This is a genomic window from Pseudomonas sp. R62 (genome assembly GCF_000257605.1).
Taxonomy (GTDB): Bacteria; Pseudomonadota; Gammaproteobacteria; order Pseudomonadales; family Pseudomonadaceae; genus Aquipseudomonas; species Aquipseudomonas atacamensis.
In genome coordinates, this window is sequence record NZ_JH635998.1 from 509770 (window position 1) to 523152 (window position 13383).

The following is a 13383-nucleotide window of genomic DNA, read 5'->3' on the forward strand; positions in this document are numbered from 1 at the left end:
ATTACATAGGCGGTGATCAAACTGACTCGCATCGAGTGAGTCGTAAACTCCGAGGAGTACCGAGTCAGAGTCGACTTAGCGACGCGATCCGACCTTTCATAGGTGTCATCGAATGATGCCAGGACAAGGTCATCAGGCTGGATATTATAGAGCGTTGCAGCCAATCGGCTGGCAACACCACCCGCATAAACTGGGGGCTTATCTTCACCAAACGCCCTAAACAGAAAACACGCATCCGGTTTCTTCTTAAGTTTGATTTTGCTGAAGTTACAACGACTGGCGCAATCTACCCAACGTGTCCGCTTAAGAACAGGATTGTACTTCTTCTGCCACTCACGCAGTACCGTTAACCAGTACACAAGCGGCTGAGGAATCCAAGGTACGTCATAGCCTCCCCCATCGTAGCTGGTCTTGTTGGACGTGAAATGCATCCCCCAATTCCCTTTTTCATCATGAGAAACAAAGGCCTGCTGAAGCTCTTTTTCAGCCATCGGGCTGGTATTTAGCACCCATTGAGGCTCACCATTACTAATATCAACGATAAATTCATCAGCTTCTCCCGAATCGTTGTACATTACTTGACGCGCCCGGGCCGGAACGGACAACAGGGTGTACACCGCAATCCAATACATGGGAATCCAGAGATAATACTGATCTCCGCTTTTGCGGTAGACGCAGTTAGGATCATCAAAATCAATCATCGACTCGTCGACAGCTAAGTAATCTGAATCGAAACCATGGATATTGACAAGATCACGGAGTGTTTTGGCATGCGGCTGCACGATCCAATCTTTGGCTGCTTTGACGAACTGGTACGCTAGAGGTGGCTTTGTGGACTCAGATGGCCTATGGAACTCACCATTGTACTTAATTGCTGCCAATGGATTTGCGGCATCTGCAGTTCTATAGATTTTCCCACTCTCATCTTCATCAAAGAAATGACGTTTCAAGGCATCATTTAGGTACTCTTGGATTTCGTACCAAGTGCGCCTACAACTCGCAGGCTTTCCCTGAGAAGCGATAAATTTCTCAAATTGTACGGTATCGACACGCTTTAGCTGGAGGAAATCCTGTACGGTAGCGCCATACCCATTAGGCTCAATGTAATAACGAATGAATTTACATACGGAATACTCCCGGGTACCTACAGCCGGCAACCGTTCAAGCCAATAGGCCACGTCAGCAACCCAACCTGCGCTTTGCTTAGAGACGAACGTGAGCAAGTTAGGTAGATCTCTGCTCAGAAAATCATAGACACTCACCCACTCTTTGTAATGAAGCTCAGGCCTGTTAACCATTCTAGAATCACCGAGCTTTCTCGCTAACTTCCTATAGTCTTTCAACGTTTTACAATCATGGCTCTGCGCAATTGATTGAAGCTCCTGATATGAATAAGGCGTAATGAATCCACAGGCATCGTACCAATCCACCCACTCATCTGAGAAAAGCACTTCCGGATTCTCAGGCAACACTGGGAATCTACTTCTGGCCTCAAGATAAGCGTCTTGGGTCTTCACTCCCAAGAGTTTGATAGCGAGCTTGAGATCGGCCAGCGTTTCATAAATCTCTGGCAGCAAAAAAGCAGGCCAGCCAGGAAAGTCAGGATATTTCTTGATCGGATCGGCGGGAAGGCGAGTGTCCACTTTATAGCCAACCCTATAGGCTGAGTACCCATCAAAACGATGCGGCAACACCACAGCCTTTGCTTCTTGCCAGGTCTTGCACGCGAAGCGCGCACGACCAACCATCGCCTTTCCCCAGCCCGGCCAGTCCTCTAGATAAACTCGCTCCGGCCAAACTGGCAGGCGAGCGTCTTCGACACGCCGCTCCATGTACTCACTCTGGGTTTTAATACCCAAGTACAAAACAGCCGCCGAGAACTCTTCCCAAGTTGCATAAACATTACTTTCCTCTGCTAACTTAACCCCATTCAACTTATCTGCCATCTGAAGAAAGTGCGGCCAACCTCTCCACTCATTGCGATAACGCTTTAGAGGACTAGCAATCAGCTTAGGATCCTTCTTTCGGTTCCTACGGTAAGCGTCAGGACTGATAATTCCCAAGCGCTTTGCTGCATCCGATGCTTCTTGATAAGTTTCGTAGGGTGCATCTCCAATACCCAGAAACACTTCATAGCCTGGAAACTCTTTATAGTGGTTTTCAGGGGTGTAGGGTAATCGCGGATCGATCTTGGTAGCCTTAATATAACTCGCCCGACTTTTTACACTCAAGGAGCGTGCAGCCTCTTGAGCCTGTTCTAAGGTCGCATAGAACTCAGGTCTGCCCGTAAAATGGTTCCAACTCAAAAACTCGGTACCGTAATGAACATCTGGATCCCAAGGCAACATGGGATGGTCTTTGCGAAACCGATTATATTCAGACTTAAGTAAAATTTTATTATCAATGATCAACTCTCTTGCTTCTTCGTAGCTATAGAACACCTGTGAAACTCTGCGAGGGCGTTGGGGATAGCTCTTACTTGATGCCTGCTCGACGTTGGCATCTCCAACAATCTCACCGTCGGGCATAATAGTATCAACAGCAACAATGGCGCCGCCCCGTTTATATCGTACTTTTACTGATTTCCCGTTTTCGCCAAGAACCCTGGGAGATGCAACCCTTTTAGCCATGAAGTAGTACCTAAGGTGTGGTTTTCCTAAAAAAGTACTAAGTCGCCGAGAAGATGTCACTCGAAACAGGCAAAAGTTGGCCGGCCAGATCCCATTAAAAACTGATCAATAGTTGATCAACTTCCGACTCAATTCAAAATTGAGCTGGCGAGATTTGAATCTGATGGTAATAACACTGAATTTCGTCCGCAGATTTTCATGTAGCAGCGCTCAATTCTGAATTGAAGGCCGAGAATGGAGGATTTGGAGGCTGTTTTTAAATTGAAGATAATTGATGGTTTTGTGACAGCCATCACATTTTTGACATGCATCCCTGAGGCGATCCAGCTGCACCCAGCACCGCCGGAAGGTGGGCTGAGAGCTGATGGATTACTGGGGTGTCTCGCGGAAAGGTCAGTTTCTGCTCGGCTCGAATGTGCCAAGCGGCGCCTGGAGTCAGCGCTTATGCGCCATTGCGCTCGGCTTCTTCGAAGGCTTTGCGAACATCGTCGGCGTCAGGCTGCGTATAGACTTTGTATGAATTCGGATTTTTATGGTGCATGGCTTTTTGGATGATATTCGGCTTAACATCCTTCTCGATCATGCGATATCCGTAAGCATGGCGGTGACCGTGCTCGGTTGTACCCAGTTTTTTCCTGTGGACAAGCCCGATTCTATTCACCGCGTCACAGTGTTGCCGATTGAAGTTCTTCAGCGTTTCGGGACGACCATGAGTGTTAGTGAACGCATATGGGTGATCATCGTCAGGTTCTGGGTCTACCCGCTGATGCTGCAAGTACATGATGAAGTTATACAAGAAGTCCTTCGATGCTTCAGGAGGGCAGAAATGTACTTCTACATAATCCTCAGTAAGCATCGGCGACTTCCAGCCAGCATGGAGCGCGTTTGACGTTGGATACTTATGCCTAGGCTGCATGCTATACCGTCGATTCAGATAATCTTGGCGATTCGTATAGCCTTCTTCAGGTGCTCTGCCCAAAGACGGATGACTGATCCGAACCACCGCCTCATTCAGCTTGCGGTCGATAATGATATCTTGCAGATACGTGTGAAAAATCTCACTCTTCCTAAGGCCACCGTAGTGCATCAGTATCGTCATCGCCCTACCTTTGTAGTCAATAAAGGCATGCTCTGTAGCGTTGGGATCGCTACACGACCTCGTCCAACCGTTGGTAAGCAGATTATGGAACTCACGCTCAGGAAACCGCTTGGTAATTTTCTGTGACATGGGTATATCAGGCCCTCGCACAGTGCGCACCAATTTCAATTTCCTGGCTGCCTCGTCGGGATTGCGAAGGTGAGCCAGGAAAACATTAGCTTCCTTGTGATAGTAGGCACACCAGTTCATACGCTCCTCAAGTGAGGTAGCAGTACGAAATGGATTGAGTCGGGGCTGACCAAACTCGGGCTGTTCGGCGAGCCAGTCTGTGTAGGCGGTAACATGGCCTATCATTGTACGTGCATCAGTTGCGGAACGCGTTAACCAATAAAGCCCACTAGGATCTCGCTGCGTATCGATATCAATAGTCCCGTATTCGACAGCGACCGCAAAAGACTTGAGCAATTCAGTAGCTTTTTCGAACACGCCTTCATTAGCTTGAATGTACTTAACCAGCATTCGAATCGCGTAAATGTTCCTCGTTCGCCATTCTTCACTTTTCCTATAGTAATCCGGATCAGCCAAGAATCGTAAATGAGATATTAAAATACCATCTTGAGTGAGCAACGCAGGGAGCTGACGCTCCTTGCCGGTACTGTCATTCCTATATAGTGTTTTGATTTTCCTTACAAACGCCATGCTTTTTCCGTCGCAGGATATAAAACTTTCACGAGCACATCGCTACCATCGATTTTTTAGAAATAGCAAAAATACATGAGCGCCGCCACCCAAGAATGCAAAATTTGGCCGGCCATATTAGAGACAATAAGCCCCTTAATACTGCCTAAATTTAAAATTGGGATGTGAGGGTGTTCGTTTTAGCGCGAAAATTCAAAATCATGGTGGTCAAATTTGAAATGCGAGAGGGCTAGGGGGCTTTTCGTGCGCAGAATTCACGTAGCGAACGCTAATTCAGAATTGGAGATTTCTGCGATTTCTGTGAACTGCATCACATTATGTGGAGGGGCGTGACATTTTTGCGCTCACGCCCGACGCCATGTCGGCCTGTCAAATCGAGGCTAATGCAGCATCGAGCGCTAAGGCTAAGCTGGCTGCCAGAAGCGGCAACTGAAGTTATTCAGCGTCCCACTATAGGGATCTGGTTTAGCATCAAAGGCTTCAGGGATGTCGTGTCCAGTTCCACCCTGGCGGAAGAAATCCCTAACAGCGCACAATGCCTGTCCCTTCAAGTATTCCCATTGGCGGTACAGTTCATCTTGGTGATCACGTGCTGCCTTGGCTTTGCTGGGCTTACGTTTAGAAAGGGGCTGTGAGTAATCCGGTAGCGGTGAATAGGCGTAGATAAACGTGATCTGTCCCCTCGCCCAATCTGATGCTGGGGAAGACCGCCAACTATAATCAATGCTGACGGTTAACCGATTACTGAGATGAAAGGGCGATCTCATTTGGTCATCAATTCGAAACAGCTGCCCTTCTTCCTGTTCTGTTTCAACGCGATCTTTCATTGCAGCTACAGCATGGGCCAGGTCTCGACCGGCGTGTAACAGATCGGCCTTGGTTTGCTCGCGTTTTGCAAAAGCCTTGGCTTTGTTGTGTGCGGCCATAGCACGCTCGAACGCCCCTAGTTCGGAACCCACATGCTCCCCGCACTCCCTGAGGCCAAACTCATAGAGTGGAGAAATGCGCTCTTCCATCACACATCTGTCAATTGCCGAGTCAAGAGCCCGCATGTCCACAGCGCTGATCGCTCTCTGCTGATCTTGCGGCAAGTTTATGTAGGTCATAGCTAGTACTTTCCTTATCTACTATCTTGCCCCTTTCCCCGGCCAACCTGAACAAGGCAACGCTTGGGTCAACGCCAATGAAGGGGATGGATCAAATCCCGCAATCGATACGGTCAGTGTCTCTGAGCACAAATCGTCGAATAGGCGCATCGATTGCAGTGCTTGCCTCGGCTCGCTTTACGCTCACCAGCACGCAATGCCGCGATCGCCTTAAACACACTGGTACTGCTCGCTCTTGCAGACGGAACTGCGTCTTCAGAAAGGCCCGTGACGAGCGAATGAATAGACATTCGGTTGCAGCGTCTGCCTCCCAGGTTCTCCAGGATGGGTCGAACATTTCGCGCTACGGTACTCAGGCCTACCCCCGTGCGCAGCCAGATCACATCACCACTCGCATCACGAAGCATCCAGGGCATGGTTATGGCCTGGCCATTCACGCTGGCAGTCGTTTCGGGAACGTAAGACGCGCTGCCCGGCTGCCATGCAGCACCTCGATTGAAGGCGATCCAGGCATGCTCAATCAGCATTTTGTCCTCCTCCAATGTCGGCAACGGCTTCTCGCCCCACGCTTGCAGGAAGGCATCATCGGTCTTCATTCCATCGCGGTAGACGTACTCAAGCCCTGCCAGCACTGCTCGACGAGCCCGAATTGAGACATCCAACTCCTGCTCGATCGGAAGGCCCAATTCGTGGGCATAGTGATATTGCAGGGAGCAGGTCATGAATCCATCAAGGACGGCGTAGGTCATCGCCACGGGTGGTGTCATGGATACGCGCGAGACAGGCGCCGCTACTGGAACAGAGGCTCGCGCGACACTGGCAGGGATGGCTGAAGGATCACACAAGGGGTCGGGAATCGTCGCTGCGTCAGTGCCGCCGTAGACCTTCAACCGATCTTTCGCCCTGGACAGGCCAACGTACAACAGATTGTTCCGCTCGATTGCCTCACCTTGGAGCCGCAGGGCTTGCGTGCTGTGCAACGCTTCAGGGGGCAGCAGCAACGCCTGGCGCTCATCAAAACGTGGCGGTGCCTCTGCGCCAAACTTGCTCTTTTCCACGTTGGCCATGTGCACGACGTCGAACTCAAGCCCTTTGCTGCCATGGACGGTCATGAGCCTCACAGCGTCGATCGCAGCCGCCTCGGGTGGAAGCGCGCGCTCCGCCGAGCGTTGCCCGATGTAGCGCCGAAAATCTTCTCTGACCAAAAACTTCGATAACGTCGCCTGGCTACCTACGCCATCGCTGTTGCGAACCCCGTAGAGGAATTGCCACAACGCCAGGCGATTGATCTGCGCCGCAGCAGACTGGTCAGCCAGCGACTCCAACCCAAAGCCTTTTTCAAACAGGAGGTCACAGACAAACACCCAAGGGCGAGAGCTTCGCGTTGCACCTTCCAACAAATCACTCAATTCCTGGACAACCTGCTGCCCTTGCGCCGAGAGGCCTGCAGTGGGACGGCTCAGCCAACGACCACGCTGGTGGTTGAAACCGATCTTAGACTGGTTCGTCAGCGCCTCGATGTCTGCCGCCGGCATCCTCAAGTTTGCACGCCCGAACAAGCCGAGGAGCGCTCCAGGCGAACGCTGCGTCAGCAGTTGCATCAGGCACATGAATTCTTTGACTTCAGCCCTCTGATTCAACTCACCCAGGTGCAACACAGGAATGCCAGCCGCCTCGATGTCTTGAGCAAGCTTGTCTACTTGGGCATTCGTTGAGCTGATGATGCCCTGACTGCCGTACGAGTGCCCCGCCGCTCGACACTGAGTAATCTCGCCGACGATGACACTGCTCTGAGCATCCCTTTGGGTGTGGAATAAAGCTGGCATGACCCCGCTCAAGGAGCGAGAAGGTGATACAGGATCCAGAGGCACGAATGGCTGCAACACATGGTAGGTTCCAGCCCGCTCAACCAGACGAAGAATCTCTGGAGAGCTGCGCCGGTTGATGTCCAAGCTGTACCGCCTGATAGAGGCGGCCTGTCCTCTAGCAACGTACGCCTCGTCAAACTTGAGCAAACTTTGGATCGACGCACCACGCCAGTGATGAATAGCCTGACGAATATCACCGACCACCCACAGGTAACGTTGCGGCGATCCGATCTTTTTGACGAACTCGATTATCACATGATTGACATCCTGGTACTCATCTACCAAGACGTGATCGTACTGTTCTAGGAAGGCAGCCAGGGACGCACGATCATCACGAGCCTGTACAGTGGGTCGAACCAGAAGGTCTGCATAGTCCACCCACCCTTCCCGCCGTAGTACGGCTTCGTAGGCCCTGTAGATGGTCACTATGTCGTTCCGCTCTCGCTCGACATCGGGCTGAACCGCCGGCAATGCTCGAACGATCGCAGCGTATTCGTCCGGGGTGACCAATTCTTCTTTGAGACGATGGATGATCCTCAACACATCAGGCAACCAGTCATACGGGTTGCTCAACCTGAAGAAATATTCGAGCTGCAGGGTGGGCAATTCTTCGACCATCATTCTGACTTGCTGCAGCGCGTCAGCAATCTTGATCTGAGGTGTCAGACCGAAGAGAAGGTGGTGCTTTCGCAGGAGCTCAAGCCCAAACGAATGGAAGGTGCCAGCCCATACCTGTGAAGCATTCGGAACATTGGCTGCGGTCAGTCGCTCGACAAGCTCCTGGGCGGCACGGTTGGTAAAGGTCATCACCAAAATTCTATTGGCGGGAACCCCAATGGCGATCAAATGGGCCACTCGGTGTACCAACGTCGTGGTCTTACCGGTTCCTGGGCCCGCAACCACATTGACGAACTTCTCCGGAGCCTCAGCCGCAAGACGCTGGGCATCGCTTGGGGGATGTGCAGGCGCCGGAGGAACTGGAGGGACATCTGGGAGCAGCAGCGCATCAGCCAGTTGCTGCCTTACGACTTCTAGCGGCAGCAGAAAATGCGACGCTATCAATCGAGAACGCCATCTAGCTGACCACAATGCCCTGGCCGTCGTCCTAGGTAGCAACAGTTCTCGCGCAAAAACGTTTGCTTGGAGCTCGTTGCGCTCCCATGCACCATACCCTTCCACCACCGCACTTCCGGGACTAGTGCTGCTGGGGGTGCTAGCAGCGGTGGTTGTATCAGCTTCATCGTCGGGGTCTGCGATGAAAGACACGGTAGAGGTACCTGGAGCAGGTTGGGGTGAGTCGAGATACCAATGGCCCAGTTCGTGAGCCAACAGATAAGCCTTCGCCTCCTGTCGAACGTCATCACGAATCAGGATCGTGCGCATCGACCGCTGCAGGAGCGCATCTGCCCCGCCCAATGCATAGTCATCGGGTGACACCCACTCGATCGCAATGCCTAACGTCGCTTCAGCAACGTCAATCAGTTGCTGGCTGGTCGGATACTGTTCACCGCACGCAGCGATGAGTTTCGCCCGTGCATTGATAGACTGAATTCGTGCACGGTCGAAAGGATTCATATCAGTCCCCTAAGCCCAACAGTTGCGCCTCTTCGTCATGAGGTAAGTGGAGCGCTTTCACCGCCTCCTCCCAAGAAACAGGCTCTGTTAGCACTCTTGGTTGGCCGTTGGGCGCCTTAAAGGAAGGTGCCGCTAGCTGACGGAAATTCAGACTCACCGCTTCATTCATCGCTTCTGGCGAAACCTGGAAGTACTCGGCGACATCTCTCATCAAGACTCCCGGTGCACGAACTATCCCAACCAGCACCTCGTTGACCAATCTTCGCTTGCCGGGAAGGCCCAGGTGATTGGCCAGCTCATTGGCTTTAGGGCCTACAAAGCCTGCAATCGCGGCTTGAGCACGTACCACTTCAGCTGGATCAGCGATTACTCGGGCAGCGGTAGTAGCGACTGCTTGGGCAGTGGTAGAGACTGCCTGGGCTTGTGGGCAATGAGAAAGCTCCTCAGCCAATAGCCCACCGACGATTTGAGAAGCAGACCGTCCGTATTCTTTCGCGGTCAACTTGAGCTCCAGACTGAGCTTGCGATCAAGTCGGGCCATCCATTGTTCGGACTGGCCATCATAGCTCGCCACCTTCTGCTCATAGCCGTCGAGCACCTTTCTCCCGCTATGCTCTTCGATCGCATCCTCAAAACGCTCGTGGCCACGCTCGACCATCTCTCGAACGAGCACAGAGAATTTCTTACCCTGCTCCTCCGCAACGGCCTTAAGCACTTCATGCATCGCTACCGGCACATACACGCCTACCGTCTGCAATGTGCCCTTGGTGCTAGACACGGATGCAGATCGCGGCGCCTGCGATGCACGAGGCAAAGCGGGTTCGTAATGACTGCGCATAGACACCTCCTGTGGCGACGCTTGGGTTTGTAGACCTTCGGGAATCAAGGGCCCGGGTTCGTCCTGCCCTGGCTCACCCTGCTGCTGTTGCTTCTGGCGCTGTTTCGGTTGTTTCGGCTGTTTCGGTGCATCGTGAAGCGATGATGTTGTTGAGCGATCCATGGTCGGCGGAACCACCATGTTGGCAGTCAGGTCGGCCATGACCTGCTTGGCCAGAAGATCTGGGGTCGCCGCCTGCACCTCCAGGATCTGTCCCTCCGGCATCGCAACCGTACACCGACAAACGCCCCCTACCACCTGAAAATCCGCCGTCGCAGACACCCATCCCAGGTAATCCGACCACGCCCTAAGCGGAGCGCTGAGGGCTGGAGACGGCAAATTGACATTACGTTTCATGGTAGACTCTGGGCATCTGGACGGAAGCAGTGGCGCGCTAAAAGGCGCCTGTATATCATCTTTATATCACTTGCGATGGTAGGGACACAATTGATCGACGCTCATTTTTCCAAGGCTATCCGAGATTCAGTGAGCCAATGGATGCACGATAACTCGCTCGAATCCTGCCTCGCAGCGCTCGACAACCCAGTGGATCTTGGCGCCTACCTGCTACCCCAGGTCATCGCTGCTCTCACCGCTGTGGGCGTCGATCTGTACGACGTCCAGCGCAGTGCTTGGACGAATCCGTTGATTCATCTGCGCGCTGTTTTTGACATTCACGATCTGCCAGATACGCCAACTGCGTTCATCCCCGTGCCTGACGTTGCCAGCACCGTCGCTGCCAGGGCCAGTGCAGTGGTCTGCCTCGCCGCGCTCAATTCGGACACCATTTCATATGGCTCCGAGAATGACGGCCACCTGTTCGTGAACTTGGTGGTGCTTCCGGGCGACGGTGACTTCGCTGACAAATCAAAGAGCAATATGCGCGGCCACACCGACGGCGTGTCGTTCCCGGTTCGCGGACAGCCGCATGAGTTTGACCAGCGCGTAGCACCCTCCCCTGACTTCGTTTGCCTGAGCGGTCTTCGTAATCCCAACAGCACTGCCACCACGGTCATGCCCCTCTCTGCAGTCCTGCAGAAGCTGACGGACGAGGAGATCGAAGAGCTCACGAAGCCTCAGTACATCCTCCGCCCCCAAAAAACTTTCAAGGTTGGGCTGCGCAAGCTCTTGGGCAAGGACAGTCCTCTGCTGGAGGTAATGGTGGACATCCAGCTGCTGTTCGAAACCCAGGATGGACACTGGATTCGCTACAGCCACAGTGCGGCAGATACCGATTTTGACTCTGAGCTTGCGAGCCAAGCGATCAAGAGTTTCGAGCAGGCCTGTCAGGAATGCTCCGCGTCGGTGGTCATCGCACCTGGCGATATCCTGCTCGTGAACAATCGCGTTGGACTGCATGGGCGCGGCGTAGTGGGTGGCGAAGCAGGTGGCGACTCACGGTGGCTGCTGCGTACCTACGGCCTGGATACCCGGGAGTTGCGGGCTGAACAGCGCTATCCCGACAGTACCTTCAAGCTCTACCCGTGATTTGGGCGGGATGCTGTATGTGGCATCCCGCACTACTTCCTAGCGCTGTACGAAATGTGTTCGAGCGAAGGCCAGACAAGGCGAAAACAGGCGACGAAGCGGAGTTTACTGGAGTAAATGAGCATCCGAGCGCGTGTTCAACGCAGCATGGGCGAGCTCGGATGCATTTCGTACAGAGCCTAGCGCTGGACGGTTTTTTCACTTAGCAAGATCAGTTCATGCCGACCGACTGACCATACGAGTTTCGTTCGTCGTTGTACGCGGTACAAAGCACGTGGATCACGCTTTGAGTATCTTCTTCAGTCCAATCTGGAGTCGGCTGCCATTTGGAGTCGTAGAGACCCATCAAGGCATCCTCTTGCCCCCAAAACGTGGAGAATATAACCGCACCGCTCGGGAATGGGATGAACTCATCCACAAGTAGCCCATGTTTGGACATATGACCATCGAATGTCGGAGCACCTTCAAAGTCGGGCACTTTGGAGATTGGTGTACCTATTTTGGCGAAGCATGCATTCCAAAGCACACCAGAAATGTCTGACTCATAATCATGGTCGAAGTACTGAGGGGCGACGCTATCGTTGCCCTTGGGAATTCGCAATCGATCACAAAGCATAAAAGCGAATGTTGGGCCCTGGGCAAACTGAGAATCTTTGAAGGCAGACCTTGCCTTCTTCATCAGCGTATTAATAACTAGCAAAAAAGAACGCGGATCGTATGAACCATCATCAAACGGCGGTTTAAATGGAGCGATCTCCCTTTCTGCCATCGCGATTCTATTACCCTTCCGAAGCTGGTCTTCGATTTCGATATTCTGATTCATCGCGTCTTCATGCATCTGATCTGATCGAAGCGAAGCCTCCACCAGATCCAAAGATTTCAACTCAACATAGAACTCCTTTCCATTCGGCAGAGCGCAAACGAAGTCAGGCTTCGAATCTTTTTTCGCCACGATCCGCTTAGTCTTGAAGTGCTTGCTGAGCTTCGAATATACAAGTGCTTCGCCGTAGAACTCAAACATCTGCCTGAACCCTTGGCTATCGGACACATCCTTCACACGACCAAATGACAACTTCAGCTCATGAACAAGAGCCTTTAACTCATCATCCGCATATGATTCTTCTTCCAGCCTTTTCAAATGATCCCACGATATAGAGCTCAAACTGTGATCTGCCGAAAGCCTATGGAGCTGGTGGTGCCAGTAGAGATACTTATCATTTACAGGAAATACGCTCTCATGGGTGCGTTTGTAAGTTTCTTTCAGCTCAGCCGCTTGTTCAGGTTTGAGAGTTGTTTGGGAGGCAATATTTAGAAGATTTTGTAGCGAATTTAGGTCTGGCTTGAGGGATGGCAAATGCTGTTCTATCACTCGCGTTATAGCGTCGAGTCTTTCGTAAGCAAACTCAACCAAGTGGGTAGTGCGCTCTTCTCGCGGGAGAGTGCGCTGGTACATCAGAGCGTTGTGGAGAGCCAGGGACAGAGCTGATGCGCCTTCAGGTTGAGGGTGCTGGGCTTGCTGGGATTGTGAGGGCTGGTGAGCTTCTGGAGGGGTTGGGCTGAGCTTTGTGGAGGCAGGCGTTAGCTCTCGGGGGTTCAGGTTCTGCTCTGGCAGCTGGGCCGGAGGAGTGCTAGATGATTCCATTCGGGGTAGCTCCTTGTAGGGGTTTCTGGACTTAGTACTTAGTACATAGTTTGTGGAGATTGGGTCAAGGCACCGGGAGACATCCTCTGTCGAAAACCTGGGTTAATGAGTGGACTGGTGGTTTTTTGGGCGTTTCGGGGGTAAGGGACTGCGGGGAAGGTCTAGATAGTATGAAAAATTACCGGTTGTAATGGCGCGGCATGCAGCAGTCCGGCGGTCGGCGGATCAAGCGGAGCCTGTTCATCGATGCCAGCGGCGTGCGCTTCATCCGCGACGACGAGGAAGAAAAGCTCTCGCAGGTGCACCTGCTGACCGACTACATGGGCCGCAAGAAAGCCGAGCTCAAGGCCTGGAATGAGGCCCAGGGCAATGTCGCGGCGATGTCGGCCAACCGCCGCC

7 protein-coding genes and 1 pseudogene are annotated in these 13383 nt (G+C 52.6%); 2 read left to right on the forward strand and 6 right to left on the reverse strand.

Going from position 1 to position 13383, the window contains the following annotated elements; translation table 11 throughout:
• From OQK_RS03780 to OQK_RS03800, 5 genes are all read right to left on the reverse strand, one after another.
• Positions 1-2630: VPA1269 family protein (locus OQK_RS03780; RefSeq protein WP_081489822.1), on the reverse strand; the 2630-nt coding region annotated here is incomplete at its 3' end.
• Positions 2631-3072: 442 nt separating this feature from the next.
• Positions 3073-4428 (reverse strand): gamma-mobile-trio recombinase GmtY, encoded by a 1356-nt coding sequence (gene gmtY / locus OQK_RS03785; protein WP_016771190.1) that lies wholly within the window; start codon positions 4426-4428, stop codon positions 3073-3075.
• Positions 4429-4832: 404 nt separating this feature from the next.
• Positions 4833-5534: a hypothetical protein gene (locus tag OQK_RS03790; protein WP_016771191.1), complete on the reverse strand. Its 702-nt coding sequence runs from the start codon at positions 5532-5534 to the stop codon at positions 4833-4835.
• Positions 5535-5647: 113 nt separating this feature from the next.
• On the reverse strand, positions 5648-8977 hold the full coding sequence (locus tag OQK_RS03795; protein ID WP_016771192.1) for a UvrD-helicase domain-containing protein: 3330 nt from the start codon (positions 8975-8977) through the stop codon (positions 5648-5650).
• A gap of 1 nt (position 8978) precedes the next feature.
• Positions 8979-10211: a hypothetical protein gene (locus OQK_RS03800; protein WP_157221865.1), complete on the reverse strand. Its 1233-nt coding sequence runs from the start codon at positions 10209-10211 to the stop codon at positions 8979-8981.
• 141 nt (positions 10212-10352) lie between these two features.
• On the opposite strand from OQK_RS03800, the gene OQK_RS03805 reads away from it, so the two are divergent.
• Positions 10353-11342 (forward strand): TauD/TfdA family dioxygenase, encoded by a 990-nt coding sequence (locus OQK_RS03805; RefSeq protein WP_016771194.1) that lies wholly within the window; start codon positions 10353-10355, stop codon positions 11340-11342.
• Between the two features lie 211 nt (positions 11343-11553).
• Here OQK_RS03805 and OQK_RS03810 read toward each other — a convergent pair whose 3' ends face one another.
• Positions 11554-12984 carry a hypothetical protein gene (locus OQK_RS03810; protein ID WP_016771195.1) on the reverse strand — a complete coding sequence of 477 codons (1431 nt, stop codon included), beginning with the start codon at positions 12982-12984 and terminating at the stop codon, positions 11554-11556.
• 200 nt (positions 12985-13184) lie between these two features.
• Between OQK_RS03810 and OQK_RS03815 the strand changes: the two are divergent.
• Positions 13185-13383 (forward strand): annotated as a pseudogene (locus tag OQK_RS03815) (mechanosensitive ion channel family protein); the annotation flags it as partial.